Consider the following 26,253-nt stretch of genomic DNA (forward strand, 5'->3'; position numbering starts at 1 on the left):
CGACGTGACGTTGACACTAACCATCGATGATGCATCGATCGTGGAGCGAACGGCACGATGATCTCTCGCCTTTATCTGCGCGCTCTGACCCTGGGCGCCCTGTTGCTGACTTCTGCGGCGCCCGCGCTTGCAGCGCCCTGCGGCACGGGACCGTTCGAAACGTGGCTGGAAGATTTCAAGAAGGAAGCAGCCGCCAAAGGGATCTCGGCGTCCGCCATACAAGCCGGCCTGACCGGCGTCACCCTCGACAAGAGCGTGCTGGCCCGCGACCATTCGCAGAAGGTCTTCAGCCAGACGTTTGAGGAATTCTCCGGCCGCATGGTTCCGCCCCGGCTGACCCGCGGCGCCAACATGCTCAAGCAATATGGCTCGGTGCTCGGCCGCATCGAACAGGCGTATGGCGTGCCCGGCGAAGTGCTGGTGGCGATCTGGGGCCTGGAAACTGATTTTGGCGTCAACATCGGAAAATTCCCGACGCTGCGCTCGCTGGCGACGCTGGCCTATGATTGCCGCCGCACCGACCTGTTCAAGGCCGAGTTGATGGATGCGCTGCGCATCGTCGAGCGCGGCGATATCGCGCCACAGGATTTGCGCGGCGCATGGGCGGGCGAAATCGGCCAGACCCAGTTCATGCCGTCGTCCTACATCAAGTTCGCGGTCGATTTCGACAGCAACGGACGCCGCGATCTCCTGCGTAGCCCCCCGGACGTGCTGGCCTCCACCGCCAACTTCCTCGCCAGCCACGGCTGGCAACGCGGCAAGGACTGGGAGCCCGGCAGCGCCAATTTCGCGGCGATCAAGGAGTGGAACAAGAGCGAGGTCTACGCCAAAACCATCGCCTATTTCGCGACGCAGCTTTCGCGGGCGCCTTAGCAAGAACTCAAAGGGCCGGCCATAGCGACCGGCCCTTTGTCACATGGTCTATTTCGCTGTGCTTGCTTGCATCGCCTTGCTCAGATGCGCGGCGCAGACACCCGCCTTGCCGCCGAGCAGCGCATCCTGCGCAGCCGCGATTTCCTTCTGGGCGACGATCTTCCCCTCGCCGTCCGCCATGTTCTCGATCATCGTTTCAGTCTTGCTCAGATTGTCGCCGCTGCAGCCCGCTTTGACTCGCGCGGCGTCGGCGGGAGAGACGGCGTATGCCAGGGCTGCTATCGCAGTGGCTGCGAGTAATTTCTTGAGCATGGTAACTCCCTTTTTTGTTTTTGGACAGACGGCGTCATTGCCGCCTGCAAAAGCGATTGTTCGCCGAAGCGGGAGAACTTCAGAATGAACTTCGCGCGAGGTTGTGAGCGCAGCACGCAGAGGCCTTATGCGGAATCATGCTTTTTCATTACGGACCTGTAACGAGGGGAGCGCGGCGTGCGACGATCATCTTCAGTCGCGTTACCAATCATTCCACCGCAACGATAGTCGACAGCGGCAAGCGCACTTTCGCGTCAACGCACACGACGAGGCCGTTTGAGCCGGGCCTACCTCGTGCATGACACGCCGCCAACGCACCGCGCACATGGTCCGTTACGCGTGGGCCGTTTTGACATACTGGCCTGTCAGACACATTCGCCGTCGCTGTCGAGCCTTGAATTCAGTGGTTCGCCAACTGTAATAATGAATATTAATTCATTACTAAACGATGGATTGCATGCGATTCTCGCATAACAAAGTTTCAAAAATACCGTACTTTGAAGCACATTTCGTGCGCGCCCGGCGCCTGGGGCTTTCTGCAGAGCCTTCCTGATCGCCACTTGGCAGACGGCAAGGGTCAACTCTTGAAATTTCAAAAGCCCACAAATTCACTGCATAACTCGCGTGAGGGGGCGCGCTGGCCAAGACGCGGGCCGCCTGATCCAACAGCCATGCGCAAAGGTTAAGCGGACCCTACCGTAGTCATGCGTTTTAGGATTAGCTGCATCGCAACATCGGAACTTCTGCACTGCGGTATCTAAGTCTATATTCATTTCAACGATGAAGCGGCCCTCCAAGGACTGAATCGTAACTGCAAGGAGATTACAATGTTACTCTCGCTCATCCGCATGATCCAGGCGTTCCGGGATTATCAGCGCAATGTCAGCGAACTGTCCCAGCTCAGCGATCGCGAACTGGCCGATATCGGCCTCGATCGTTCGGACATTCCGCGCGTTGCCGCCGGGACCTATGCCGGCTGATCTCTGTTCAGCCGCCTGACGAACGGATAACGCCCGCCCCGCTGCGGGCGTTGTCGTTTCTGGCCTTAGTTTGACGCGTTTTCTTCAAGCAAACCGGCATCCACCCACGGATCAAGTCCGAGGGCATGCTTCGCTCGAAAACGCTATGATAGGTGCGCTTCGCTTGAAAACGCGCTAACCCTGCGCGCATGATTTCCTCCACTCCCCAAACTGACACCGTCCATGTGATTGGCGGCGGCCTTGCCGGCTCGGAAGCCGCCTGGCAGGTCGCCAATGCCGGCATCCGCGTCGTCCTGCACGAGATGCGCCCGTTGCGGATGACCGAGGCCCACCGCACCGAAGGCCTGGCCGAGCTCGTCTGCTCCAACTCGTTCCGCTCCGACGACGCCGCCAACAACGCCGTCGGCCTGCTGCATGCCGAGATGCGCCGGCTGGGCTCGCTGATCATGCGCTGCGCCGACGCCAACCAGGTGCCCGCGGGCGGGGCGCTGGCGGTCGACCGCGACGGGTTTTCCGCAGCCGTCACCCGGACCCTGCACGACCATCCCCTGATCGAGATCGCCCGCTCCGAAATCGCTGGCCTGCCGCCGGCGGAATGGGGCAACGTGATCGTCGCGACCGGCCCCCTCACCTCGGCGCCGCTGGCGGACGCTATTCGCGAGCTGACGGATGAGAACGCGTTGGCGTTCTTCGATGCGATCGCGCCGATCGTGCACAAGGATTCCATCGACATGTCGGTGGCATGGTTTCAGTCGCGCTACGACAAGGTCGGGCCGGGCGGCAGCGGCGCGGACTACATCAACTGCCCGATGACGAAAGAGCAGTATGACGCGTTCGTCGCAGCGCTGCTGGCCGGCGACAAGGTGGATTTCAAGGACTGGGAGACCAACACGCCCTATTTCGACGGCTGCCTGCCGGTCGAGGTCATGGCCGAACGTGGCCCTGAAACCCTGCGGCATGGACCGATGAAGCCGGTCGGGTTGACCAATCCGCACAATCCGACGGTCAAGCCCTACGCCATTGTGCAGCTGCGCCAGGACAACAAGCTCGGCACGCTCTACAACATCGTCGGCTTCCAGACCAAACTGAACTACGGCGCGCAGCAGCGCGTGTTCCGCACCATTCCGGGCCTCGAGAACGCCGAATTCGCCCGGCTCGGCGGCCTGCACCGCAACACCTTCCTGAACTCGCCAAAACTCCTCGATGGGCAGTTGCGCTTGCGCGCGCAGCCAAGGCTGCGCTTCGCCGGCCAGATGACAGGCTGTGAGGGCTATGTGGAATCCGCCAGCATCGGCCTGATCGCAGGCCTCTACGCCGCGGCGAACGCCCGGGCGCAGTCGCTCGAACCACCGCCCGTGACCACGGCGCTGGGCTCGCTGCTCGGACATATCACGGGGGGCCACATCGAGACGTCGGAGGCCGGAACGCGGTCATTCCAGCCGATGAACATCAATTTCGGCCTATTCCCGCCGCTTGCGAGCTTGCCTACCAAGAAAGCGGACGGCACAAGGCTGCGCGGCAACGAGAAGTCGGTGGCAAAAAAGCAGGCGCTCAGCGCCCGGGCGCTGGCCGATCTTGATCGCTGGATCGCCGAGCATCTGCGCATAGCAGCGGCGGCGTAACACCATGAGCTTGCCCAAAGACGACGCCGCCACCCTGTCGGCGCGCTGGACCGAAGGCGTGCTGTTGAAGCGCGACGTGTTCTCGACCGTCGAACGCGGCCGCTTTCGCGATGATGCCAGTGAGCTTGACGCGGTGCTGCGCCGGCTCGATCAGGTGCCGCTGTGGTCCTATCCGCTCGCCCGCCATCTGTTCGCCCGCGAGCGCCGCGCGCTGGCGCTAGCGCGCGATCTCGACGTCGGCCCAAAGCTGCTCTGGGCCGGCCGAAGAGCGCTGGTGCGCGGCTTTATCGATGGTGTCGCACTGCATCTGGCAAAACCCCATGGCGACCTCGCCTATTTCCGATCCGCCAAACTCGCGCTTCGCAAGCTGCACCGCGCCGGCATCTGCCATAATGATCTCGCCAAGGAGCAGAACTGGCTCCGTGGCAGCGACGGCCGGGCCTATGTTACCGATTTTCAGCTTGCCGCCTGTTTCAAGACAAGAAGCCGCCTGTTCCGGATCGCGGCCTATGAGGACCTGCGTCATCTGCTGAAGCACAAGCGCAGCTACGCGCCACAGGCGCTGACGCCGATGGAGCGCAAGATTCTCGCGCGCAAATCCTTTGTCGCCAGCATCTGGCTCAAGACCGGCAAGAAGGTCTACCAGGCCATCACCCGCGGCCTGTTCAACTTCACCGATCGCGAAGGTGGCGGCCGCCGGCTGGTCAACGACGCGCCTGTGCTGATCGAGCTGATCAGGAAGAACCCTGAAGTGCGCGACACCGCCATTGTCGCTTTCGCCGACCGCCGCACCGGCGTCGGACTGTACGCCTTTGTCGAGGCCGACAAGGTCGCGCTGGAAAAGCAGTTGCGCAGCGAACTTTCGTCCGCCAAGGGCGTCAAGCCGCCGGAGCATATCCAGGTGGTGCATGCCCTGCCGCGCGATGCCGCCGGCAAACCGCGCACGGAAATATTGCAGCTCGTCGCCATGAACCAGCTCGACCTGATCGGGCCGCTGATCACGAGCGAGATCGACCGCGCGTTCATGAAAGACATTCTGGAGTCACGGAAGAATTTGCGGGACCGATTCAATTTTGAGTCCGCGGATATGGATAGGCCGTCAACTTGACGTTTGCTGTCGTCACCCGCCAACGGGTCGCGCGAATGCGCGCCCGATGACAGGCTCCGGCGGGTGACCCAGCAGAGACTTTGGAGATAAATCGAGGGGCCGCGGCGATCGGGATAGGGGGGGAGTCTCGCGACTCCTCCCCTCCCACACCACCGTACGTACGGGTCCGTATACGGCGGTTCGGCAGATCATGCGGGCCGCCGTGCCGCGATGGAAGCCAAGCCGAGCGAACCGAAGAGAGCAATTGGCAAAGCCATGTTGAGCGCGGGGCTGTTGCTGAGCCGCCAAGGGCCCCGTGGGCTGCTGGCAGCTTTTGCCGCCAGGACCCGGCCGACGCCGCGGCGTCGCAACTCAGCGAAGCGAGCAGGTCCACGCTTCCATTGCTTCCAGGCGACGGCGCGCAACCGCCGCCTGATCCATTCGTCAAGTGCGCGCAACACCGACGGGGTTTGGCAGAAGCCGAAGTAGCCGCGCCACCCGATCAGGTAGACGGACAGCTCCTTGATGCCCTGCGCGAGGCTTTTCCCGCCCGTGCGCCGCGTCAGCTCCCGAACTTTCGCCTTGAAGCGGGCGACGGCCTGCGGCGCAATGCGCCGTCGCGGCAGCGGCTCGCTTGTAAAGCTGAAGCCCAGGAACTTGCGGACGCTCGGCTTGGCGACCGCACTCTTGGCCTTGTTGACCTTGAGCTTGAGGCGCTTTTCGAGGAACCGTTCGAGCCCGGCCATCACCCGCTCGCCCGCGCGTTGACTGCGCACATAGATGTTGCAGTCGTCGGCGTAGCGCACGAAGCGATGACCGCGCTTCTCCAGTTCCTTGTCCAGCACGTCCAGCATCAGGTTCGACAACAGCGGCGAGAGCGGCCCACCCTGCGGCGTACCCTCCTCCGTCGGACTGACCAGCCCTCCCTCCAGCACACCCGCATTCAGGAACGCGCGGATGAGCTTCAGGACGCGCTTGTCAGCAACCCGCTTGGCAACAAGCCCCATCAGGATGTCGTGGTTGACCCGGTCGAAGAACTTCTCCAGGTCAATATCCACGACGACGGCATAGCCGGACGCAATATACGCCTGCGCCTGCTCCACCGCCTGATGCGCCGAGTGCTTCGGCCGGAAGCCGAAGCTCGTCTCGGAGAACGTTCCGTCCCAGTCAACTTGCAGCACCTGCATTACCGCCTGCTGGATGAAGCGGTCGAGCACCGTCGGGATGCCGAGCGGCCGCAGGCCGCCCGACGCCTTCGGTATCTCCACCCGCCGCACCGGCTGCGGCTTGTAAGTGCCGTCAAGCAGCTGAGCCCGGATCGTGAGCCAGTGCTCTTTCAGGTAGGCCGGCATAGCATCGACACTCATACCGTCAACGCCCGCCGCACCCTTGTTGCGCTTCACTTGCGCCAACGCTTTCTTCAGATTCTCACGCTCGAGAACTGCTTCCATCGACGGCCCTGCGACCGCCGGGTGTTCGAGACAGGCTTCCGCCGTGCAGGCTTCGGGCTCTCGGGCGGCGGCGCTTCGGGCTTCACCCTCCGCCCCGGTGCCCAAGTTCAGCTCGACCTGATTCTTCTGCCGCATGGCTCGCACGAGATCGCCGTTCTACTAACCACTTCCACCGTTCAGGCCTTCGGCGGCGCGCTGCCGCCCACTATGCCCTCTGCTGACTTCTGCACTGCGGTCAGGCCGCCTTGCGACGACCTCAGTCCCGTTACCGGGACACAGCGCAGATCTCCCGAGGTAAGACCGACCGCCTTCACCGCACGCCCGCCGGATCTACCACCCCGGTCCTTGATGACTGTGGACTTCGCGATCAGTAGCTCGCTCGTCCGGCCGGGTAGGCCTCGTTATCCGGTGTTTGTCCATCGGGCCGCGGCTTTGCTCCACGCTGTCTTCAGACCCCACCTCGCGATGACGCCCTTGCGCTTCGCTAATCCTTCGCCGCCATCAGGCTGGATAGAGGACTTCCACCTCCAAGCTGTCGTTCATACTCGGCACACTACTGGATCGCCCGGTCAAGCCGGGCGATGACGATGCATGAACGAGCGCATCCCTACCCGCCGAATTGTCGTGATCTCGACGCCCGCCACAACGTCCACAAGGTCCGCAGCCGCGATGTCGCCTGCGGCACGAAGGGATCGAAGTCAGCGCGTGACATGCGCTTCAGGTCGCGGCGGACCAGCGCCAGCGGAAGGAACACCGGCCGCGCCTGTGGCGGCACATGTATGAGCAGATCGAAGGCCGTGCCGAGATGCTTTAGGGCGTCCCCCGCCAACTGATCGATCGCGGCACGCGACCGCGGCGTCTGCTTGCCCGAAAAAACTTCTTCCATCCCGCTGCCGTGTTGCTGCAGCAATTGCAGCGGCAGGAATAGCTGACGCCGCGCGGCATCGAGCGGCAGCGCCGCGATCACCTGCGCCATGCCCTGGGCCAGCCCGGCATGGCGCGCGAGATGGTCGATCACGGCCGACGGCTGTGCCGCGATCCGCGCGCCGAGCGAGAACAGCGCCGAGGAGGTTTCGGTGACATAGCCCTCCAGCGCCGCCATCGACGGCATCGGATCGTTGTAGAGGTCGAACTGATGCTCCTCGATCAGCCGCGACAGCGGTTCGGCCGGCAGGCGGAATTCGCTGATCGTCTGCAGGAGTTCGGCCGCGACCGGATTGCCCTCGACGCCGCCATGGCCGTCGCCTTCCAGCATGTCGGTCCACCATTGCAGCCGCATTTCGCCCGGCAGCGGCTGGCTGACCAGCTCGCGCACGCGCGATATCTCGACATTGAAGGCGTAGACCGACAGCAGCGAGCGGCGTTGCGCCGCCGGCAGGAACAGCGTCGACGCATAGCGGGCGAAGTCGTACGTGCGCACCAGATCGGCGCAGAACGCGGCGGACTCCTTCGACGTCGCCGCCGCGCTCATGGCACTGCGATCAGCGCCGCCGCGACCCGCCGGCGCTCGCCCAGCATGATGTTGTAGGTGCGGATCGCAGGCCCCGTCTGCATCGCATCGAGCACCACCCGCACGGCGCGCAGCGCCTCGCGAAGGCCCCGCGGCGGCATCCAGACTTCCGTGCCGGTGCCGACGATCAGCGTGTCGATGGAATTGGCGGCCTTGAACACGCGCGAGAGCGAATATTCGTCGATCTCGGCAGGCTTCGTCACCTGCCAGGCCCAGATCGCATCCGGCAGGCACAGCAGCGAGCCACGATGCGACATGTCGGCGAAGGCGAAGCCGCCCTTGCCGTAGGCTTCGATCGGCGCCGACCTCGGAAGATGGGGAGCGTCCGAGGATGTGGTTGCTCGATTTGGCATGATCTTTTTCCGAAAACCGGTTCCCACCCTCGGGTCAAGCCCGAGGGCGTGCTTTTCGGACCGTGCCCTACTTCTTCGCAGGCTTATCCGGCGCGTCGCGATGCTCACCGACGCCGAGATAGATCAGGATCGGCGCGGCGATGAAGATCGAAGTGTAGGTGCCGACCAGCACCACGCCGAACATCATGACCGCCGTGAAGCTGTGGATCGCGTGGCCGCCGAACACCAGCAGCGCGAGCAAGGCCAGCGTCACCGTGACGTGGGTGATGATCGAGCGCGACAATGTCGAATTGATGGATTCGTTCAAAAGCTGCGGCATCGGCATTTTCTTGTAGCGCCGCAGCATTTCCCGGATGCGGTCGTAGATCACGACCGTGTCGTTCAGGGAGTAGCCGAGGATGGTCAATAGCGCCGCGATGCTGGTGAGATCGAAGTCGACCTGGGAAATCGACATGAAGCCGATCGTCAGCACGATGTCGTGGACGTTGGCGATCATGGCGCCCAATGCGAACTGCCATTCGAACCGGAACCAGAGATAGATCAGGATCGCGATGATCGCGAGCATCAGGCCGATCATGCCATAGGCCAGCAGTTCGCCCGAAACGCGCGGTCCCACCACCTCGACACGGCGGTAGTCGACGCTGTCGCCGAGCGCGCCGCGAATCTTCTGCACGGCCGCCTGCTGCGCGGCGTCGCCACCCGGCTGCTCGGCCACCCGGATCAGCACGTCGTTCGGACCGCCGAACTGCTGCAACTGGATGTCGCCGAGCCCGAGCGTGCTCAGTGTCGCGCGCATCGCGCCGATATCGGCGGGGCCGGACTTGTTCTGCACTTCCAGCAGCGTGCCGCCCCTGAAATCGATGCCGAAATTCAGCCCGTGGGTGAAGAACAGCACGATCGCGAGGATCGAGAGCGCCGCCGAGATCGGAAAGCTGATGCGGCGAAATCGCGTGAAATCGAAATGCGTGTCGTCGGGGACGATGCGCAACGGCGGCAAGAGATCGAGCACCGCAACCACGGTCAGCACGACAATCAGAATGCCAAGCCCAATGAGAACGTAGTGAGTCACGAACCAGATTCCTAGATCGGCACGGTTTTGGGCCGCTTCCACCGCACCCAGCCGGCGACGATCAGGCTGGTGAGAGTAAAGGCGGTGAAGACCGTGGTGATGATGCCGATGCCGAGTGTAACGGCGAAGCCGCGGACGGGGCCGGTGCCGATATAGAACAGCACCGCGGCGGCGATGAAGGTGGTGATGTTGGAGTCCAGAATGGTCGACAGCGCCCGCCGGAACCCGGCGTCGATCGCCGAGATCGCGTTGCGGCCGCCGCGCAATTCCTCGCGGATGCGCTCATAGATCAGCACGTTGGAGTCGACCGCGATGCCGACCGTCAGCACGATGCCGGCGATGCCGGGCAGCGTCAGCGTGGCGTTCAGGAGCGACAACAGGCCGAAGATCATGGCGACGTTGATGGCGACGGCGATATTGGCGAACACGCCGAACAGGCGGTAGGTCACCAGCATGAACACGATGACCATGATCGAACCGACATAGGCCGCAAGTTCACCCTTTTCGATCGAGTCCTGACCGAGGCCCGGACCGACGGTGCGTTCTTCCACCACGGTCAGCGGCGCCGGCAGCGCACCGGCGCGCAGCAAGATCGCGAGATCGTTGGCGGCCTGAACGGTAAAGCTGCCGGAGATTTGCCCCGAGCCGCCGGTGATCGGCTCGCGGATCACGGGCGCTGAAATCACTTCATTGTCGAGCACGATCGCAAAGGGCAGACCGACGTTTTCTGACGTCGCCTGGGCAAACTTGCGCGAGCCCGAACTGTTGAACTTGAAGCTGACGATCGGCTCGTTCGTGCGCTGGTCGAAGCCTGGCTGGGCGTCGATCAGGTCGCCGCCTGACACCAGCACCTGCTGCTTGATGACATAGGGGACCTTCGGCGAGGTCGAACTCATCAGCACTTCGGATCCCGCCGGCACCCGGCCCTGCTGGGCCTGGTCGGGCGACACCGAGGTGTCGACCATGCGGAATTCCATCTGCGCAGTCTTGCCCAGCAGCTCCTTCAGGTGTGTCGGATCCTGCAGGCCCGGCACCTGCACCAGGATGCGGTCGGTACCTTGCCGCTGGATGATCGGCTCGACCGTACCAAGCTCATTGACGCGCTTCTCGACGATCTGGATCGATTGCTCGATGGTCCGACGGAGAAGGTCGGTGATCGCGGCCTGCGGCACCGAGAGGCGGATCAGTCCGCCGCCGGCATCGGAAACCTCCAGGCTACGCTGGCCGCTCGAGCCGACTAGGCCGCCGAGCGGCTGCGACAGCTCTCGCAGTTTGCTGAGAGACGCCTGCTGGTCGCTATCCTTGACGCGCACTTCGACGGCGTCGCCGCGGATGGCCAAGCCGGTATAGCCGATCTTGGCGTCGCGCAGCACCCGCCGTGAGTCGTCGCGGATCTGCTCGAGCTTCTTCTTTTTCACGTAGTTGGAATCGACTTCGAGCAGCAGGTACGAACCGCCCTGCAAATCCAGCCCAAGCACGATGTGGCGTTGCGCCCACGCCGGCCAGGTCTTCACCCGCTCCTGGGAAAAAAAGTTCGGAACCGCGCACAGGCAGACCACAAGCGCGGTCAGAATGATCGCCAGCGCCTTCCACCGCGTGAAATACAACATCGAGTAGACCCGTCAGATCCAGGAAAATGCGCCGCGGGAAGCGGCGCGGAAAAACTCAGCTCGCCGACGTCTCGTCCTTGGCCTCGCTCTTTTCCTTGGCCGGCTCGCCCTTGGCGCGGACGCCCGAAATCATCTGCCGCATCTGCCGCACGCGGACGCCGTCCGAAATCTCGAACTCGATCTGGTCCTCGTCGACCACCTTGGTCACCTTGCCGACCAGGCCGCCCGAGGTCACCACGGTGTCGCCACGGCGGATGTTTTTAACCAGTTCCTGATGATCCTTCACCTTCTTCTGCTGCGGACGCAGAATCAGGAAGTACATGATCACGAAGATCAGCGCGAACGGCAGCAACGACATCAACATGCTGTTGGCATCGCCGCCGGCCGCAGCCTGGGCGTACGCAGGGGTAATCAGCATTCGAACAATCCTCGTGAGACGGAAAAGAACCGGCCATGCCTGAGCTTAGCGCCTTGGGCAAATCGCCGGTCCCGGGCAAATTCGCGCGGACTATAGCGGCGGCGGGCCCAATTGCAACGTGGCCAAGCCTCTCATTTAGGCCGCTTGCGGGACCTTCCAAGGCCCGTTAAGGCTGCGCGGTCAGGAACTGCAAAAATGTCGAAAAAAGCCAAGAAAACTGCGGCTCAAACAGTGGCCCGCGCGGCTCCCAAAGCGGCCTCGCGAGCCGTTGCAAAAACCGCGACAAAACGTCCGGCAAACAGCCTCAACGGCGCCACCGCCGAGCGGATCGCCACGGCGCTGGAAGCCATCGCCGGCCACCTCTCCGCAGCCTCCCCGGCGGCCGGAAATGGTGAGTCGTTCGGCTCCGCCGACGCCTTTGTCTGGCATCCGGACGGACGCCTGTCGCCGGTGCCGCGCGTCAGCCGCGTCGACCTCGGCCTGCTCAAAGGCATCGACCGGATGCGCGACATCCTGATCGAAAACACCGAGCGCTTTGCCGACGGGCTGCCGGCCAACAACGCGCTGCTGTGGGGCGCGCGCGGCATGGGCAAGTCGTCGCTGGTGAAGGCAACTCACGCCAATATCAACATCGACCGCAAGCCGGCCGACCGGCTGAAGCTGATCGAGATCCACCGCGAGGATATCGAAAGCCTGCCCGGCCTGATGGATCTGCTGCGCAGCTCCGATTTCCGCTTCATCGTGTTCTGCGACGACCTCTCCTTCGACGGCAACGACGCCTCCTACAAATCGCTGAAGGCGGTGCTGGAAGGCGGTATCGAGGGACGTCCCGACAACGTCATCCTCTACGCCACCTCGAACCGGCGGCACCTTTTGGCGCGCGAGATGATCGAGAACGAACGCTCGACCGCGATCAACCCGGGCGAAGCGGTCGAGGAGAAGGTGTCGCTGTCGGACCGTTTTGGTCTCTGGCTCGGCTTCCATCGCTGCAGCCAGGACGAATATCTGGCGATGGTGCGCGGCTATTGTGGCCATTACGGCATCAAGATCGCCGACGACGAGCTGGAGCGCGAGGCGCTGGAATGGTCGACCACCCGCGGCTCCCGCTCGGGCCGCGTCGCCTGGCAGTTCACGCAGGAACTGGCAGGACGGCTGGGTGTGAGGCTTTCGGGGAAGTAGGCGTTTCGCGACTGCCGTCGCCACGCTCTCCGCTCGTCATCCCCCCGCGAAGGCGGGGGACCCAGTACGCCGCGGCTTCGCGGTCAATCGCAAGTACTCTGGAATACTGGATCGCCCGCTTTCGCGGGCGACGACAGGGTGCTTGTGGGTCTAGTGCAAGCGGCCGCTACGGCCTCACGCCCCGTTCAGGAATTGAAGCGGGTCAACCGGAGAAGATCCCTTGCGGATCTCGAAGTGGAGCTGCGGCGACCCCACCTCGCCCGATTGACCCGATTTGGCAATGATCTGGCCGCGCTTGATCGTATCCCCGCGCTTCACCATCAGTTCACTCGCATGGGCATATGCGGTGACATAACCGTTGGAGTGCCGCACCAGAACCAGATTGCCGTAACCCTTGAGCTCGTTGCCGGAATAGGCGACCACGCCGTCTTCGGCGGCTTTCACCGGCGTGCCTTCCGGCACCGCCAAGTTGATTCCGTCATTCGATTTGCCGTTGGTCTTGGCGCCGTAGCTCGTGATCACCTTGCCGCGCACCGGCCAGCGGAAGGTCGGCAGCGCGCCGGTGGCTTCGCTGGGCTTGATGGAAGCTTGCTCGACGACAGGCTTTTCCTCCGCGACATTCGTGGTGGCGGAGGCCAGCCGCGCGGCCTGCGGCGGACCGCCGGCGGCGGCCATCTTGGTGGCCGGCGCCGCAACCGGGGCGACCGGCTGGGCAGGTGCTGCGGCGACGACGGGCTGCGCCACCGGCGCAACGGCCGCGGACTTCGAACCGGGCACGGTGAGCTTCATGCCGAGGCTGAGCTTGGCGGACTGATCGAGATTGTTGGCCTTGGCGAGTTCGGCAACCGGGACATGATTCCGGCGCGCGATGCTCATCAGCGTATCGCCACGATTGACGATATGGACGCTCGACGGTGCGGCCGCAGCGGCAACCGGCTTGGTGGCCGCCGGCGCGGCCGCAGCCACCGCCGTCTGCCGCGGAATGATCAGTTGCTGGCCGGGCGACAGCACGCGCGGGCCCTTGTAGCCATTGGCCTGCAGGATCGCGGCCGATGAAACGTTGTAGCGCTTGGCCAGAATGTCGAGCGTGTCGCTGGTGCCGACGATGATCGTGGTGCCGTTCTGTGCAGCCGGGCGCGCGGCTGCGACTGAGCGCGGCGGTACCGTGGCGGTGGTCTCGATCGGCGGTTGGGACGGCGGTGCATAGGACGAAATCCCGCGCCCTCCTCCCGACACTCCGCCCGAACTGGCCGGATAAGCGGGCGGCGCAGCGACGGCGGCCGGCGGCAAGGCCTGGGACTGGAATTGCGGCGCGGATGCCTGCGGCCGGGCGTATTGCGGCAGTTCGCGGCGTTCTGCGGCGGGCGAGCGCACCGAACCGGTGGCTTCGGGCTGCGAGGCAAAGGGATTGGAGAACGAGCTATCGGAAAAGCGCGTCTGCATATCGGCGCTGCAGCCGGCAAAGCCGACCGACATCAGCGCCAGTACCGCGACCTGCGGCATCCGACGCGAGCGAAGCAACTCGGCGACACGGGACATGGTTACTCACTCGTACGCAACAAAATACTGTTTTGAGTAAACACGTACCGAGTAAATAACCGCTTAACCCTTGGAATAAGATGTTGGCGGGAACCGCCAATCCGGGATTCTACAGTTCGCGCGCAATTCCCGGCAGGGCCGGGACGAAGCGGACATCGACCAATTCCTTGCGCTCGAACCCGCTGCCCGTCCTGGTCACCCTGACCAGCGTCTGGGTGCCGTGATGCGGGCCGACCGGTGCGATCAGGATGCCGCCGGGCTCGAGCCGCTCCAGCAGCTTTTCCGGGATTTGCTCCATCGCGGCGGTGACGATGATGCGGTCAAAATCGCCGGCGCCCGGTGGTATGTCGAAGCCGTCGCCGTTCATCACCTCGATATTGTGATAGCCGAGCGCTTCGAGCCGGTCGCGGGCCGTGTCAGCCAGTGTCCGGTAGCGCTCGATGGTGAGGACGTGCGCGCATAACCGCGACAGCACCGCGGCCTGATAGCCGGAGCCGGTGCCGATCTCGAGTACCTTGTGGTGCTTCTGCAGCTGCAGCTGCTCGGTCATGTAGGCGACCACGAAGGGCTGGCTGATGGTCTGCCCGCAGGCGATGCCGAGCGCACTGTCGCGATAGGCATGCCCGCGATCGCCAGCCGCCACGAAAACCTCCCGCGGCACCTCTTCCATGGTGCGCAGCACGGCCTGGTCGCTGATCCCCCGCCGCCGCAGGGTGAGCTGAAACATCATCTTCTCGGGCGGTTCTTGCGACATTGCGGTCTCGCGGCGGGGCACAGGCCTCGCCGAGATGTAATAGCCTCCGCGCACTTAAGGAAGAATTTCCTCAATATTTTGGTTCCAGACAGCGGAACCGCTGTCCACCCCCGGCGTTGGGGCAGCGGCAAATCCGTCGCCGGTGGCTTTGCTTCCAAAAGCGTGCCGGTTCATGTCGACGTTGCGCCCAGGGGTGTTTTTTGCGAACCTCAAAGCCTTGGAAGGGCAAGGATTCCCCTCATGATGGCGACACGGCCGGCGGGCTGTTCTGTATTCCTCGTTGAAGACGAGGTGATGATCCGGATGATGGTCGCTGACATGCTGGAAGAGCTGGGCCACAGCGTAGCTGCCGAGGCCGGCGAAATCGGCGAAGCGGTCAAGCTGGTGCAATCGACCGAATTCGATCTCGCCATTCTCGACGTCAACGTCAACGGCAAGGTGATCACGCCGGTGGCCGAGCTGATCACGGCGCGCAACCGCCCGTTCATCTTTGCGACCGGCTACGGCTCTTCCGGCCTGCCGCAGGAATATCGCGACCGCCCCGCCCTGCAGAAGCCGTTCCAGCTGGAGACGCTGGCGCAGGTCATCGCCGCCACGATGAAGAGCGCGACGGTTTAGGTGTTTTCCGCGCGCTCGGCCGTCATCATCCGCGTACGCGGATGATCCAGTATCCCAGGACCTGTGATTGAACCGAGAGGCCGCGGCGTACTGGATACCCGCTTTCGCGGGTATGACGAATTTGGCTGCGGCCACTACTTCAACGTCGTCGTCAGCTCTTCCGAAAATGCCTCGTCAGTCCGATCGAGCCGCAGCGGCGTGACCGATACGTAGCGGGCCGCGAGCGCCGCAAGATCGGTGCCTTCGGCCGGCGTATCCATCATCGCGGCGCGCTCGAAGCCGATCCAGAAGTAGGGATTGCCGCGGCCGTCGTGGCGCTTGTCGACCTTGAGGAAGCCGAGGTTGCGCTTGCCCTGCCGCGTCACGCGGACACCTTTGACCTGATCGGCCGTGCAGGCAGGGAAATTGACGTTGATCACCGTGTTCTTCGGCACGCCCGCCTCGATTACCTTGCGCAGGATATCCGGACCGAATTTCAGCGCGGTGTCCCACAGCGGCGCGTGGCGGGTCTCGATCGAAAATTCCTGGCTGAGCGCGAACGACGGGATGCCCAGGATCGTGCCTTCAAGGGCGCCGGCGATGGTGCCGGAATAGACCACGTCCTCGGCGACGTTGCGGCCCTTGTTGACGCCGGACAACACGAGATCGGGCATCTTCTCGCCGAGGATATGGCGCGAGCCCATGATCACGCAATCGGTCGGCGTGCCGCGCACCGCGAAATGGCGCGGACCGACTTCCCGCAGCCGCAACGGATCGTTCAGCGACAACGAATGCGAGACGCCGGACTGATCGAGCTCCGGCGCCACGATCCAGACGTCGTCGGACAGCGCGCGGGCGATCTCCTCGACGATCTTCAACCCCGGCGCATGGATGCCGTCGTCGTTGGTGCAGAGAATTCGCATCCGTCAAAATGCCTTCTGGTTCAGGTCGAGGCAGGCTCCTGCCTTTGGGCGTCGTCTTATCCGGCTATCGCGGCTGAGGCAAACCGGCCCATTTCCTCATGTTTTCTTCATCCAGACACGCCAGGGGCGCGCGAATTTGGCGCCGCCGTCGATTTTCATCTGCAGGTCTGGCGACTCCTGCTTTGGCGTTTCAAACTTTGGCGCTTCCGGATTCGCAGCCGGCAGAGGTGGCTCGACCGACTCGATCGCTGGAACCGGCGGCACAACTACCGACGTCGATACCGCCTGCTCCCGCGGATGTCGCGTTCGCGCAACCGCCAGCCCCTTGTCGAAATCCGCGGCGTTGAGCCACTCCTTGGCGCGCATGCGCCCGATCAGCTCATCGTCCCAAAGGCGCGCCGCTTCGATATCGAAGGCGCCCATCAATCTCTGGTCGATCAACTGCATCCCATGGCCGGTAACAGCCCATTGCCTCCCGATCCAAAAGATGTCGCGATGCAATGCCATTTTTGCTTTGCGTTATTTGTCCCGCTCGATCGTCTTGAGCCCGCCCATATAGGGCTGCAGCACGTCGGGTACCGCGATGGAGCCGTCTTCCTGCTGATAGGTTTCCATGACCGCAATCAGCGCGCGGCCGACCGCCGTGCCGGATCCGTTGAGCGTATGAACGAAACGCGGCTTGCCGTCGGGCCCGCGCGAACGCGCATCCATGCGGCGCGCCTGGAAGTCGCCGCACACCGAGCAACTCGAGATTTCGCGATAGGCGCCGCCCTCGCCCTGACTCGAAAATTGTCCCGGCATCCAGACCTCGATGTCGTAGGTTTTTTGCGCGGAAAAGCCCATGTCGCCGGAGCACAGCGTCATTACGCGGTAGTGCAGGTCGAGCCGGCGCAATACCTCCTCGGCGCAAGACAGCATGCGCTCATGCTCGTCACGGCTGGTCTCCGGCGTCGCGATCGAGACCAGTTCGACTTTTGTAAATTGATGCTGCCGGATCATGCCGCGGGTATCGCGGCCCGCAGCGCCCGCTTCGGCACGGAAGCATGGCGTCAGCGCGGTCAGCCGCATCGGCAGTTCTTTTTCATCGACGATGGATTCGCGAACGAGGTTGGTCAGCGAGACTTCGGCGGTGGGGATGAGACCGAGGCGCTCAGTTTTCAACCGCTCGTCCGGAGCCACCAGCAGTTCGCCCTTGATGGCCCAGAACTGGTCGTCCTCGAATTTCGGCAATTGGCCCGTGCCGAACATCACGTCGTTGCGCACCAGTAGTGGCGGATTGACCTCGGTGTAGCCATGCTCGCCCGTGTGGAGATCGAGCATGAACTGGCCGATCGCGCGCTCCAACCGTGCGAGACCTTTCTTCAACACGACGAAACGTGCGCCGGATAATTTCGCCGCCGCCTCGAAATCCATGTAGCCGAGCGCGCCGCCGAGATCGTCATGCGGTTTCGGCGTGAAGGCATAGTTGCGGATCTTGCCATAGACGTGGCGCTGCACATTGCCGTGCTCGTCTGCGCCTTCGGGCACGTCGTCGAGCGGCAGGTTCGGAATCGCGGCGAGTTCTTTCGCCAGCTCCTCATCCGCGGTCTTCGCGGCCAGCTCGAGCTCCGGCATCGTGGTCTTGAGCTCGGCGACTTCCGCCATCAGTCTGTTGGCACGCACGTCGTCCTTGGCCTTCTTGGCCTCGCCGATTTCTTTCGACGCCGCATTACGCCGGGCCTGCGCCTGCTCCGACGCCAGGATCGCCGCACGGCGTTTTTCGTCGATCGCCAGCAGCCCAGCCGACAGCGGCGCCAGCCCGCGGCGCTTCAGTCCGGCGTCGAACGCCTGGGGGTTGTCGCGGATCGATTTGATGTCGTGCATGGGCGGTCAGTCCTGGGGCGCTTGCGTCGAATGACACAGATCACGTTGACATTTAACGTTCATGTTGGCGCATCCCGTACCACATCCGTCGTCGCCCGCGAAAGCGGGCGATCCAGTATTCCAGAGACGCCAGTGCTGAATCGGGGAGGCCTCGGCGTACTGGATTCCCCCCTTTCGCGGGGAATGACGGCCGATTGCGGGGCGAGAACGGCGCCCTATTCCGCCGGGTTGGCTTCCGGGGGCGGACTGGCGGGTGGAGGCGTGGTCGAGGCCTGCGCGGCGGCGGCCTTCTTTTCCACCATGCGGACGGCGATGATCGCGCCCTCGTAGAGCGCCAGCAGCGGTATCGCGAGCGAGGCCTGGCTGATCACGTCGGGCGGCGTCAGAACGGCTGCGATCACGAACGCGATGACGATGAAATAGCGCCGCTTCTCACGCAGCATCTGCGAGGTGACGATGCCGATCCGCCCCAGCAAGGTCAGGATCACCGGAAGCTGGAACGCGATGCCGAAGGCGAAGATCAGCGACATCATCAGCGACAGATATTCGCCGACCTTCGGCAACAACTGGATCTGCGCGCTCTCCTCGCCGCCCATCTGCTGCATGCCGAGCGAGAATCGCACCAGCATCGGCAGCACCACGAAATAGACCAGCAGTGAGCCCAGCACGAAGAAGAACGGCGTTGCGATCAGATACGGCAGGAACGCGCCGCGCTCGTGCTTGTAGAGGCCAGGCGCCACGAATTTGTAGATCTGCGTCGCCACGATCGGGAACGAGATGAAGCCGGCGCCGAACAGCGCAAGCTTCAATTGCGTCAGGAAATATTCCAGCAGCGCGGTGTAGATGAATTTGGAGTTCTCGGCGCCCGCCACCCAGACGAACGGCCAGACCAGCACGTTGTATATCTGCTTTGCGAAGAAGAAGCAGAAGATGAAAGCAATGCCAAAGCCCAGCAGCGCCTTGATCAGCCGCGAGCGCAGCTCGATCAAATGATCCATCAATGGCGCCTTGCTGGCCTCGATGTCCTCGATGGTCATGACGCTTTGGCGTCCTTGAGAACGTCAGGCACAGCCGGCGCGACATCCTGCGCCGCCGCCTGAACTTCGCGTGTGATCGCGAGCGGCTCCGAGGCCGCCGCATGCGCCTCAGCCTCGGCGAAGGTTTCCGGCGTTGGCGCCGCGGGCGTGGTCGGTGTTACGGGCTCGCCGATCGCGGACGCCACCTGTGCATCTACGGGCTTGTCGGCGGCAGGCTTGTCTATGTCGCCGATCTGCAGGGCGTCGCCGACATCCTTCTGCAGCGAGGTCATGAGGTTGCCGGGCGACAGCGCTGTCGCGGTGTCCTTGACCTCGTCAAAGCTCTTCTTGAGGTCGGCCATTTCGGCCTCGCGCATGGCTTCCTGGAACTGGCCCTGGAATTCGGCGGCCATCTTGCGCGCCTTGCCCATCCATTGCCCGACCATGCGCAGCACGCCCGGCAGCTCTTTCGGGCCGATGGCGATCAGCGCGACAACCGCGATGACGACCAGTTCACTCCACCCGATGTCGAACATGAATTCTTCCGCTCGCGCGAGACGTCCGCGCCCAAATCCCTATTTAGCAAGATTTGGGGCTGGCCGCGCCTTTTCTCAAACCGGCTTTCAACCGATGTCCGGCTCAGACAGCCTTGCTGCCGACATCCGTTCGTGCCGCCGTCGGCGCCGGCGTCGCATTGTGATCGATGGTCTTCACCGGCTCGGCGGGCTTTTCGGCCTCCTTGGTATCGTCCTGCATGCCCTTCTTGAAGGCCTTGATGCCCTGCGCGACATCGCCCATCAGGTCCGAAATCTTGCCGCGGCCGAACAACAGCAGGACCACTGCGATCACGACGATCCAGTGCCAAATGCTAAGCGAACCCATCCTGCAACCCTCCAAAAGAGACGGCCGGCTTCCGGCCAAGCTTTGGCGGAAGGTAGGCCCGGCGGGTGTCAAAAACAAGGACCCACGCCGCGGCAAATCGCTGTCACGGCTACGTATTATGGCTATTGTTAACCCCGCTTGCGGGACTAGCCGGCTGAGCCCTCAGAACCAGCTCCACCGCTCTCTTCGGGCTCGGCGGCCGGCGCCAGCAGGAGTTCCAGAGTATCGCCGGCGTCGAGCGGATCCTCGTCCTCACGCAGCGCCGCGTCGTCCGATGGCGTCGGAACACTGAAGCCGGAAGGCAGCCGCGAATCCAGTAGTCCCGTACCCTTCAGCTCTTCCAGCCCTGGCAGGTCGCCCAGCGCCTCCAGGCTGAACTGCGACAGGAATGCTTCCGTCGTGCCGAAGGTCAGCGGCCGGCCCGGTGTCTTGCGGCGGCCACGGGGGCGGATCCAGCCGGTTTCCAGCAGCACGTCCAGCGTTCCCTTGGACGTGATCACGCCGCGGATCTCCTCGATCTCGGCACGCGTCACCGGCTGGTGATAGGCGATGATCGCGAGCACCTCGATGGCCGCACGCGACAGGCGCCGCGTCTCCGTGCTTTCGCGCGTCATCAGCCACGACAGATCGCCGGCGGTGCGGAACGTCCATTTGTTGGCGACACGCACGAGGTTGACGCCGCGCGGGGCATATTCCGCCTGCAGTTGCGCCAGCGCCGCCTTGACGTCGACGCCATCGGGCATGCGCTTGGCCAGCGCCGCTTGATCGATCGGCTCGGCGGAGGCAAACAGCAGCGCTTCGAGAAGCCGCAATTCCTCGGGCCGCGCCGCTTGGTCGGTCGTTTGGTCGACGGAATGATCCTCGGCATCTTCCATGCGTTTTTCCGCCAGGCTTGCCATGGCTAGGTCTCCTTCCACTTACTCGACCGTCATATCCGGCGCGGGCATCGCTGCCTGCGGCGGACGCTTACGAAAATACAGCGGCGCGAACGCCTCTTTCTGGTTCAATTCCATCTCGCCTTCGCGCACCAGTTCGAGCGCCGCGGCAAAGCTCGACGCAAACACCGTCGCCTTCTGCGAGGGATCGACAATGTAGCTGAGCAGGTAATCGTCGAGGCAGCTCCAATCCTCGGCATCGGCCATGCCGACCAGCCGCTCCAGCGAGGCGCGTGCTTCGGCAAGCGACCACACCGTGCGCTTGGCCAGATGCACGGTCGCCAGCACGCGCTGCTGGCGCTGCACGGCATAGGCGGTGAGCAGGTCGAACAGGGTGGCGGTGAATTTGGGATGCTTGATTTCGGCGATCGATTCCGGATTGCCGCGCGGAAAGATATCGCGTTGGAACTGCGGCCGGTTCATCAGCCGGTTGGCGGCTTCGCGGATGGCCTCGAGCCGGCGCAGCCGGTTGGCGAGCGCGGTTGCCATTTCTTCCGCGCTCGGTCCGTCCGGCGTCGGCGGTTCGGGCAGCAGCAGGCGCGATTTCAGGTATGCAAGCCAGGCGGCCATCACGAGATAGTCGGCCGCGAGCTCAAGGCGGATCTTTCGCGCGGCCTCGATGAACGTCAGATACTGATCGGCCAGCGCCAGGATCGAAATCTTGGCGAGATCGACCTTCTGCTGCCGCGCCAGCGTGAGCAGCAGGTCGAGCGGGCCCTCATACCCCTCGACGTCGACCACCAGCGCCGCCTCGCCGTCGGTGATCTCGGCGGGCCGTCCGGTTTCAAACGATAGAATCTCAGCCGTCATGCCGTTCCTACCCGATCCATCAACGTCTCAAGTTCAGCCCGCGCCGCCTGCCGATCCGAGGGTTCTGGCTGCTTTCGCAAGGCCAGTGCCCGCCTGGCGCGATCCAGCGCTTCGTCAGCCAGTTCCGGCGCTTCGCGCGCCACGTCGCGCATCTCGTCGAGCTTGCCGTTGCAATGCAGGACCAGGTCGCAGCCGGCGTTGACGATGGCGCGGGTCCGCTCGGCGATCGATCCCGCCAATGCATTCATGGACACGTCATCACTCATCAACAAGCCTTGGAACCCAATTACGCCGCGAATCACCTGCCGGATGATTGTCGCAGAAGTCGTCGCGGGTTGGGCGGGGTCTAATGCGCTAAACACAACATGTGCGGTCATCGCCATCGGCAGGTCCGCCAGCGGTTGAAAGGCGGCGAAATCTGTCTTTTCGAGCTCTTCCCGCGACGTATCAACGGTTGGGAGCCGGAAATGGCTATCTGCTGTGGCCCGGCCGTGGCCGGGAATGTGCTTCAGCACGGGCAGGACGCCGCCCTGCTCCAGCCCCTCGGTGATGGCGCGGGCGATCGCTGCGACCTTGCCCGGCTCGGTTCCATAGGCCCGGTTGCCGATCACGGCGTCAGCCCCGGCCACCGGGACGTCCGCCAAGGGCAGGCAATCGACTGATATCCCGAGGTCGATCAGGTCAGCCGCGATCAGACGCGAGCTCAGCCGCGCAGCCTTGAGCCCCAGCGCCCTGTCGAGGTCGTAGAGCGCCCCGAAGGTCGCGCCGGGCGGATAGACCGGCCAATGCGGCGGCCCCAGCCGGGCCACCCGCCCGCCTTCCTGGTCGATCAGGACCGGGGCATCCGCCTCGCCCAGACAATTCCGCAATTCCTCAACCAGCGCAGATACTTGATCTGGCGTCTCGACATTGCGCTTGAACAGGATGAAGCCCCATGGGCGCTCAGCACCGATGAATTCGCGCTCCGAAGCGCTGAGTTCCAGTCCCGATACGCCCGTGATGAATGCGCGGCTGCTCATGGGGGCCGATTAGGCCCCTCAGAGCTCCGGGGTCAAGGAAACCGGAGATAATTCTACGGGATAAAGCACTGTCCCCCGGCGGCCTTCAGCTCGGTGCAGAACTGGACGGCCTCCTGCCGCGTGCGGTATGGCCCAACCATCGCTCGATACTTGGTCTTCCCGTCGGCCAGATCCACCCGCTTGATCACCGGCGAACGGGAACCGAGCACTGACGCGTACTTGCCCTGCGCCACGCGGAACGACTCCCTGGCGGCGGATTCGCTGTCCTGCGACGTCACCGATACCAGAAAACTGCCGCCACCCTCGGAAGCTCCAGCCGGCGCGGTTTGCGTCGGGTTAGTCGCAGCCACGCGGGTCTGCGGCTCCGATTCGGACGCCTGAGGCGCGAGCGACATCGGCGCATTGGCGCTGGCATTGGCTGATGCCGGGTTACGCGCCGGCGGGGCGGCGGGAGCCGCGGCCGGGGCAGCGGCGCTTCGCGTCTGCGGCTTCGGCGGCGGCGCGCTGGCGCCTGCCGGGATGCCGCCATTGTCGGCTGGATCGCCCTTGACGGCGAGCGTCCTGACTCTGCGCGGCTCGTTGTTCGGCATCGTGCCGTTGGCGGCCGCAGGCATCGGCGCCGACGGCGAAACACTAGAGGCCGGCGGCGGGTTGGCGTTCTGGTTCAGCGGCGGAAACACCACGCGGGGCGCCCCCGAGCGGGAATTGACGTCGACCGGCGTCTCTTCGCGCGACACCAGCTTTTCGCCGCCATCGCCCGGCAGCATGCGGTCAGGGTTCTTGGCGGCGCTTGCGTCGGACTGCGCCGGCACCACCTTGGTCGGGCTGTTGTCGGCCCTGATGATCGGCGGCTCACCTGAGCGGGGCGAACCGACGAAGGTGCGATAGGCAAAGGCAGCCCCCGTCCCGACCACGGCCAGCGCCAGCACGGCGGCAACCGTCATCAGGCCGCTCGAGCGCTTCTTCGGCGCGGGCTCTTCCTCATATTCGCCCTGGTAGGCGTAGGGATCGTCCGGATAGGCCGGGTCGCGCTGATAGTCGTGCTCGCCGGTTTCGAGCCGCCCATACAGAGCATCGTCGTAGCGCGACGGGTCGTGCTGCGGCTCATCGGCGTATTGCTGCGGAGCCTCGTCATAGTCCTGCGCGGGCGCCTGATAGCCCTGCGCGGGCGCCTGCGGCGGCTGGGCTGCATAGCGGTGCAAGGGATGCACCGGCGCCGGTTGCTGGTACTCCGGCTCGTCATCGTATTTCTGATCGTATTCTTGCGGCAGAGGCGGCGGCGGCAGCGGGGTTTCGTGGCGCGCGCGCTGCATCCATGCCGGCGGGCTCGGAGGAGCCTCGGGCTCCTCTTCCGGCAGATCATACTCCTGCTGTGGACGCACGTTGGCCCGCGACTGCAGCGGGCGCGGCGCGGGTTTGGCCGGGGCCCCCAACGGATCATTCTGCCCGATCAGCCTTGCGAGCTCCGCAAGCGGATCACTCTCGCCGCGAGCTTCGTCGGCGGAGGGAAAAGGTCGGTCCTGATATCGATTAGCCATCGTGATGATGCATCCCCTACGGGACAGCGCCAACCCGCCATGTCAAACAAACCATGACGAGCGTGGCCCCTGCCAGATACCCCACGAACCCCCATTCGTGAAGGCCTTCGCCCCTGCCTACCGCATCTCGGTCGGAGCGTGGACGCCGAGAACGGCTAAGCCCGATGCCAGAACCGAGACGACGCCCTGGACCATAGCCAGTCGCGCCCTCGTGATCTCTGCATCATTAGTTATAATGAAGCGTAAATAGGGCAAATCCCGCCCTTTCGTCCATAACGCGTGAAATTCACTGGCCAAATCATATAGATAAAAGGCGATTCGGTGGGGCTCATGCGCCACCGCCGCCGACTCGACCATTCTGGGGTAGAGCGCCAGCCGTTTCAAGAGGTCGAGTTCCACCGGGTCAGTCAATCGCTCCACCGGGGCGTCCACCAGCCAGGCGGTCCGGGCCGCATCGTCCTCGGGCAGCTCCGGAACCACCTCGCGGGCATTCTTGAAAATCGAATGGCCGCGGGCATGCCCGTACTGGACGTAGAAGACGGGGTTGTCCTTCGATTGTTCGCGCACCTTGGCGAGGTCGAAATCGAGCACCGCGTCGTTCTTGCGGAACAGCATCATGAACCGCACCGCGTCCGAGCCGACCTCGTCGACCACTTCGCGCAGCGTGACGAAATCGCCGGAGCGTTTCGACATCCGCACCTGTTCACCGGCGCGGAGCAGCCGGACGAGCTGCACGACCTTGACGTCGAGCGCGGCCTTGCCGTCGCTGACGCCCTTCACCGCCGCCTGCATGCGCTTGATGTAGCCGCCATGATCGGCGCCGAACACGTCGATCATGTCGAGGAAGCCGCGATCGACCTTGTTCTTGTGGTAGGCGATGTCAGAAGCGAAATAGGTGTAGGAGCCGTCCGACTTGATCAGCGGACGATCGACGTCATCGCCATAGGCGGTGGCGCGGAACAGCGTCTGGACCCGGTCCTCGTAATCCTCGACCGGTTTGCCTTTCGGCGGCGGCAGGCGGCCCTCGTAGATGTCGCCCTTGGCGCGCAGGAAATCGATGGTCTCGGTGACCTTGTTGTTGCCGGTCTCGAGCAGCGACCGCTCCGAGAAGAACACCTCGTGCGTGATGTTGAGCGCCGCGAGATCGCCCTTGATCATGTCCATCATCATGGCGATCGACTTGGCGCGCACGATCGGCAGCCATGCGGTTTCCGGCATCGCCTTGAGCTTGTCGCCATGCTCGGCCGCGAGCGCCTGCCCGACCGGCACGAGGTAATCGCCGGGATAGAGTCCCTCCGGAATCTCGCCGATGTTTTCGCCGAGCGCTTCGAGGTAGCGCAGGAATGCCGAGCGCGCCAGCACATCGACCTGCGCGCCGGCATCGTTGATGTAGTATTCGCGCGTGACGTCGTAGCCGGCAAAGTCAAGCAGACCGCACAGCGCGTCGCCGAACACCGCACCGCGGCAATGGCCGACATGCATCGGCCCGGTCGGATTGGCCGAGACGTATTCGACATTGACCTTGGCGGCGTGGCCAATCGCGCTTTTGCCGTAGGCCGCGCCTTCGCGCAGCATCGTGAGCAATTCGGCCGTCCAGACCTGCGGCTTCAAGGTGAGATTGATGAAGCCGGGACCAGCGACTTCGACGGAAGCCACCAGATCGTCCGCGCGCAATTTTTCCGCGATCTTGTCGGCGAGATCGCGCGGTTTTGCCTTCGCGTCCTTGGCGAGCACCATCGCGGCATTGGTCGCCATGTCGCCATGGCTGGCATCGCGCGGCGGCTCGACCACGACGCGGGAGAAATCGATGCCAGCGGGCCATTGGCCCTCGGCGGCCAGCGTCGCGCAGATCGCGTGCACGCGCGCGAGCACATCGGAAAACAGGTGTTGTGAAGCTGGCTTGTCGGACATGG

The 26,253-nt window shown here is 63.9% G+C and carries 26 protein-coding genes; 6 read left to right on the forward strand and 20 right to left on the reverse strand.

Translation table 11 applies throughout. The features are described 5' to 3' along the window. Nucleotides 1-57: 57 nt before the first annotated feature. Nucleotides 58-873 (forward strand): lytic murein transglycosylase, encoded by an 816-nt coding sequence (locus tag V1293_RS06135; RefSeq protein WP_334507597.1) that lies wholly within the window; start codon nt 58-60, stop codon nt 871-873. 48 nt (nt 874-921) lie between these two features. Here the strand turns inward: V1293_RS06135 and V1293_RS06140 are convergent, their stop codons facing one another. Continuing rightward, nucleotides 922-1,185, reverse strand: coding sequence for a hypothetical protein (locus V1293_RS06140; RefSeq protein ID WP_334507599.1), 264 nt, complete (start codon nt 1,183-1,185; stop codon nt 922-924). Between the two features lie 827 nt (nt 1,186-2,012). On the opposite strand from V1293_RS06140, the gene V1293_RS06145 reads away from it, so the two are divergent. From V1293_RS06145 to V1293_RS06155, 3 genes are all read left to right on the forward strand, one after another. Next, nucleotides 2,013-2,165, forward strand: a complete 153-nt coding sequence (locus V1293_RS06145) for a DUF1127 domain-containing protein (protein WP_247786347.1) — start codon at nt 2,013-2,015, stop codon at nt 2,163-2,165. A 188-nt stretch (nt 2,166-2,353) separates the two neighbouring features. Then, nucleotides 2,354-3,787 carry a methylenetetrahydrofolate--tRNA-(uracil(54)-C(5))-methyltransferase (FADH(2)-oxidizing) TrmFO gene (gene trmFO, locus V1293_RS06150; RefSeq protein ID WP_334507602.1) on the forward strand — a complete coding sequence of 478 codons (1,434 nt, stop codon included), beginning with the start codon at nt 2,354-2,356 and terminating at the stop codon, nt 3,785-3,787. A gap of 4 nt (nt 3,788-3,791) precedes the next feature. After that, nucleotides 3,792-4,895 (forward strand): serine/threonine protein kinase, encoded by a 1,104-nt coding sequence (locus V1293_RS06155; RefSeq protein ID WP_334507604.1) that lies wholly within the window; start codon nt 3,792-3,794, stop codon nt 4,893-4,895. Nucleotides 4,896-5,083: 188 nt separating this feature from the next. On the opposite strand, the gene ltrA is transcribed toward V1293_RS06155, so the two are convergent. The 6 genes from ltrA to yajC all read right to left on the reverse strand — a co-directional run bounded on the left by ltrA (nt 5,084) and on the right by yajC (nt 11,285). Further along, entirely contained in the window at nt 5,084-6,460 is a 1,377-nt protein-coding gene (gene ltrA, locus V1293_RS06160) for a group II intron reverse transcriptase/maturase (RefSeq protein ID WP_334507291.1), read from the reverse strand. A gap of 472 nt (nt 6,461-6,932) precedes the next feature. Then, complete coding sequence (locus V1293_RS06165; RefSeq protein ID WP_334507606.1) at nt 6,933-7,796, reverse strand: phytoene/squalene synthase family protein; 864 nt, start codon at nt 7,794-7,796, stop codon at nt 6,933-6,935. Further along, nucleotides 7,793-8,188: an Mth938-like domain-containing protein gene (locus tag V1293_RS06170; protein ID WP_334507608.1), complete on the reverse strand. Its 396-nt coding sequence runs from the start codon at nt 8,186-8,188 to the stop codon at nt 7,793-7,795. The genes V1293_RS06165 and V1293_RS06170 overlap by 4 nt, the downstream gene beginning before the upstream one ends. A gap of 67 nt (nt 8,189-8,255) precedes the next feature. Then, nucleotides 8,256-9,257: a protein translocase subunit SecF gene (gene secF / locus V1293_RS06175; RefSeq protein WP_334507610.1), complete on the reverse strand. Its 1,002-nt coding sequence runs from the start codon at nt 9,255-9,257 to the stop codon at nt 8,256-8,258. 11 nt (nt 9,258-9,268) lie between these two features. Next, nucleotides 9,269-10,867, reverse strand: coding sequence for a protein translocase subunit SecD (gene secD / locus V1293_RS06180; protein ID WP_334507612.1), 1,599 nt, complete (start codon nt 10,865-10,867; stop codon nt 9,269-9,271). A gap of 55 nt (nt 10,868-10,922) precedes the next feature. After that, complete coding sequence (gene yajC, locus V1293_RS06185; RefSeq protein ID WP_334507613.1) at nt 10,923-11,285, reverse strand: preprotein translocase subunit YajC; 363 nt, start codon at nt 11,283-11,285, stop codon at nt 10,923-10,925. Between the two features lie 195 nt (nt 11,286-11,480). On the opposite strand from yajC, the gene V1293_RS06190 reads away from it, so the two are divergent. Further along, the gene (locus V1293_RS06190; RefSeq protein WP_334507615.1) at nt 11,481-12,464 is read left to right on the forward strand and encodes an ATP-binding protein; all 984 of its coding nucleotides are present in this window, start codon (nt 11,481-11,483) and stop codon (nt 12,462-12,464) included. A 174-nt stretch (nt 12,465-12,638) separates the two neighbouring features. Here the strand turns inward: V1293_RS06190 and V1293_RS06195 are convergent, their stop codons facing one another. Together V1293_RS06195 and V1293_RS06200 are read right to left on the reverse strand one after the other, a co-directional pair. Beyond that, nucleotides 12,639-14,003 carry a peptidoglycan DD-metalloendopeptidase family protein gene (locus V1293_RS06195; protein WP_334507617.1) on the reverse strand — a complete coding sequence of 455 codons (1,365 nt, stop codon included), beginning with the start codon at nt 14,001-14,003 and terminating at the stop codon, nt 12,639-12,641. 109 nt (nt 14,004-14,112) lie between these two features. Then, a complete protein-coding gene (locus V1293_RS06200) occupies nt 14,113-14,757 on the reverse strand; it encodes a protein-L-isoaspartate(D-aspartate) O-methyltransferase (protein ID WP_442894213.1) in 645 nt (214 codons plus the stop codon). A 240-nt stretch (nt 14,758-14,997) separates the two neighbouring features. Between V1293_RS06200 and V1293_RS06205 the strand changes: the two genes are divergently transcribed. Continuing rightward, on the forward strand, nt 14,998-15,375 hold the full coding sequence (locus V1293_RS06205; RefSeq protein WP_334507619.1) for a response regulator: 378 nt from the start codon (nt 14,998-15,000) through the stop codon (nt 15,373-15,375). A gap of 134 nt (nt 15,376-15,509) precedes the next feature. On the opposite strand, the gene surE is transcribed toward V1293_RS06205, so the two are convergent. From surE to argS, 11 genes are all read right to left on the reverse strand, one after another. After that, the gene (surE, locus tag V1293_RS06210) at nt 15,510-16,277 is read right to left on the reverse strand and encodes a 5'/3'-nucleotidase SurE (protein WP_334507621.1); all 768 of its coding nucleotides are present in this window, start codon (nt 16,275-16,277) and stop codon (nt 15,510-15,512) included. 96 nt (nt 16,278-16,373) lie between these two features. After that, the gene (locus V1293_RS06215; RefSeq protein ID WP_334507623.1) at nt 16,374-16,784 is read right to left on the reverse strand and encodes a hypothetical protein; all 411 of its coding nucleotides are present in this window, start codon (nt 16,782-16,784) and stop codon (nt 16,374-16,376) included. A 12-nt stretch (nt 16,785-16,796) separates the two neighbouring features. Beyond that, on the reverse strand, nt 16,797-18,140 hold the full coding sequence (gene serS, locus V1293_RS06220; protein WP_334507625.1) for a serine--tRNA ligase: 1,344 nt from the start codon (nt 18,138-18,140) through the stop codon (nt 16,797-16,799). A gap of 215 nt (nt 18,141-18,355) precedes the next feature. Beyond that, nucleotides 18,356-19,177, reverse strand: a complete 822-nt coding sequence (gene tatC / locus V1293_RS06225; RefSeq protein ID WP_334507627.1) for a twin-arginine translocase subunit TatC — start codon at nt 19,175-19,177, stop codon at nt 18,356-18,358. Next, on the reverse strand, nt 19,174-19,692 hold the full coding sequence (gene tatB, locus V1293_RS06230) for a Sec-independent protein translocase protein TatB (RefSeq protein WP_334507629.1): 519 nt from the start codon (nt 19,690-19,692) through the stop codon (nt 19,174-19,176). Before tatB ends, tatC begins: the two co-directional genes overlap by 4 nt. A 103-nt stretch (nt 19,693-19,795) precedes the next feature. Then, a complete protein-coding gene (locus tag V1293_RS06235) occupies nt 19,796-20,038 on the reverse strand; it encodes a twin-arginine translocase TatA/TatE family subunit (RefSeq protein ID WP_057834624.1) in 243 nt (80 codons plus the stop codon). Nucleotides 20,039-20,184: 146 nt separating this feature from the next. Beyond that, nucleotides 20,185-20,937: an SMC-Scp complex subunit ScpB gene (gene scpB / locus V1293_RS06240; RefSeq protein ID WP_334507634.1), complete on the reverse strand. Its 753-nt coding sequence runs from the start codon at nt 20,935-20,937 to the stop codon at nt 20,185-20,187. 18 nt (nt 20,938-20,955) lie between these two features. Further along, nucleotides 20,956-21,783, reverse strand: a complete 828-nt coding sequence (locus tag V1293_RS06245; RefSeq protein ID WP_334507636.1) for a segregation and condensation protein A — start codon at nt 21,781-21,783, stop codon at nt 20,956-20,958. Further along, a complete protein-coding gene (gene nagZ / locus V1293_RS06250) occupies nt 21,780-22,802 on the reverse strand; it encodes a beta-N-acetylhexosaminidase (RefSeq protein ID WP_334507638.1) in 1,023 nt (340 codons plus the stop codon). The genes V1293_RS06245 and nagZ overlap by 4 nt, the downstream gene beginning before the upstream one ends. Before the next feature lie 53 nt (nt 22,803-22,855). After that, a complete protein-coding gene (locus tag V1293_RS06255; protein WP_334507640.1) occupies nt 22,856-24,340 on the reverse strand; it encodes an SPOR domain-containing protein in 1,485 nt (494 codons plus the stop codon). A gap of 117 nt (nt 24,341-24,457) precedes the next feature. Next, nucleotides 24,458-26,251, reverse strand: a complete 1,794-nt coding sequence (gene argS, locus V1293_RS06260) for an arginine--tRNA ligase (RefSeq protein ID WP_334507642.1) — start codon at nt 26,249-26,251, stop codon at nt 24,458-24,460. Nucleotides 26,252-26,253 lie beyond the last annotated feature (2 nt).

Source organism: Bradyrhizobium sp. AZCC 1693 (assembly GCF_036924745.1).
GTDB lineage: Bacteria > Pseudomonadota > Alphaproteobacteria > Rhizobiales > Xanthobacteraceae > Bradyrhizobium.

What these genes read in the sequence shown, in the direction of transcription:
- V1293_RS06155 (WP_334507604.1), top strand. Translation starts at nt 3,792, where the DNA reads ATGAGCTTGCCCAAAGACGACGCCGCCACCCTGTCGGCGCGCTGGACC.
- ltrA (WP_334507291.1), bottom strand. Translation starts at nt 6,460, where the DNA reads ATGCGGCAGAAGAATCAGGTCGAGCTGAACTTGGGCACCGGGGCGGAG.
- secD (WP_334507612.1), bottom strand. Translation starts at nt 10,867, where the DNA reads ATGTTGTATTTCACGCGGTGGAAGGCGCTGGCGATCATTCTGACCGCG.
- V1293_RS06170 (WP_334507608.1), bottom strand. Translation starts at nt 8,188, where the DNA reads ATGCCAAATCGAGCAACCACATCCTCGGACGCTCCCCATCTTCCGAGG.
- V1293_RS06245 (WP_334507636.1), bottom strand. Translation starts at nt 21,783, where the DNA reads ATGACGGCTGAGATTCTATCGTTTGAAACCGGACGGCCCGCCGAGATC.
- yajC (WP_334507613.1), bottom strand. Translation starts at nt 11,285, where the DNA reads ATGCTGATTACCCCTGCGTACGCCCAGGCTGCGGCCGGCGGCGATGCC.
- surE (WP_334507621.1), bottom strand. Translation starts at nt 16,277, where the DNA reads ATGCGAATTCTCTGCACCAACGACGACGGCATCCATGCGCCGGGGTTG.
- V1293_RS06200 (WP_442894213.1), bottom strand. Translation starts at nt 14,757, where the DNA reads ATGTCGCAAGAACCGCCCGAGAAGATGATGTTTCAGCTCACCCTGCGG.
- scpB (WP_334507634.1), bottom strand. Translation starts at nt 20,937, where the DNA reads ATGGCAAGCCTGGCGGAAAAACGCATGGAAGATGCCGAGGATCATTCC.
- V1293_RS06235 (WP_057834624.1), bottom strand. Translation starts at nt 20,038, where the DNA reads ATGGGTTCGCTTAGCATTTGGCACTGGATCGTCGTGATCGCAGTGGTC.
- trmFO (WP_334507602.1), top strand. Translation starts at nt 2,354, where the DNA reads ATGATTTCCTCCACTCCCCAAACTGACACCGTCCATGTGATTGGCGGC.
- tatB (WP_334507629.1), bottom strand. Translation starts at nt 19,692, where the DNA reads ATGTTCGACATCGGGTGGAGTGAACTGGTCGTCATCGCGGTTGTCGCG.
- V1293_RS06205 (WP_334507619.1), top strand. Translation starts at nt 14,998, where the DNA reads ATGATGGCGACACGGCCGGCGGGCTGTTCTGTATTCCTCGTTGAAGAC.
- V1293_RS06195 (WP_334507617.1), bottom strand. Translation starts at nt 14,003, where the DNA reads ATGTCCCGTGTCGCCGAGTTGCTTCGCTCGCGTCGGATGCCGCAGGTC.
- V1293_RS06255 (WP_334507640.1), bottom strand. Translation starts at nt 24,340, where the DNA reads ATGGCTAATCGATATCAGGACCGACCTTTTCCCTCCGCCGACGAAGCT.
- V1293_RS06145 (WP_247786347.1), top strand. Translation starts at nt 2,013, where the DNA reads ATGTTACTCTCGCTCATCCGCATGATCCAGGCGTTCCGGGATTATCAG.
- V1293_RS06140 (WP_334507599.1), bottom strand. Translation starts at nt 1,185, where the DNA reads ATGCTCAAGAAATTACTCGCAGCCACTGCGATAGCAGCCCTGGCATAC.
- V1293_RS06190 (WP_334507615.1), top strand. Translation starts at nt 11,481, where the DNA reads ATGTCGAAAAAAGCCAAGAAAACTGCGGCTCAAACAGTGGCCCGCGCG.
- argS (WP_334507642.1), bottom strand. Translation starts at nt 26,251, where the DNA reads ATGTCCGACAAGCCAGCTTCACAACACCTGTTTTCCGATGTGCTCGCG.
- tatC (WP_334507627.1), bottom strand. Translation starts at nt 19,177, where the DNA reads ATGACCATCGAGGACATCGAGGCCAGCAAGGCGCCATTGATGGATCAT.
- V1293_RS06165 (WP_334507606.1), bottom strand. Translation starts at nt 7,796, where the DNA reads ATGAGCGCGGCGGCGACGTCGAAGGAGTCCGCCGCGTTCTGCGCCGAT.
- V1293_RS06135 (WP_334507597.1), top strand. Translation starts at nt 58, where the DNA reads ATGATCTCTCGCCTTTATCTGCGCGCTCTGACCCTGGGCGCCCTGTTG.
- V1293_RS06215 (WP_334507623.1), bottom strand. Translation starts at nt 16,784, where the DNA reads ATGGCATTGCATCGCGACATCTTTTGGATCGGGAGGCAATGGGCTGTT.
- serS (WP_334507625.1), bottom strand. Translation starts at nt 18,140, where the DNA reads ATGCACGACATCAAATCGATCCGCGACAACCCCCAGGCGTTCGACGCC.
- nagZ (WP_334507638.1), bottom strand. Translation starts at nt 22,802, where the DNA reads ATGAGCAGCCGCGCATTCATCACGGGCGTATCGGGACTGGAACTCAGC.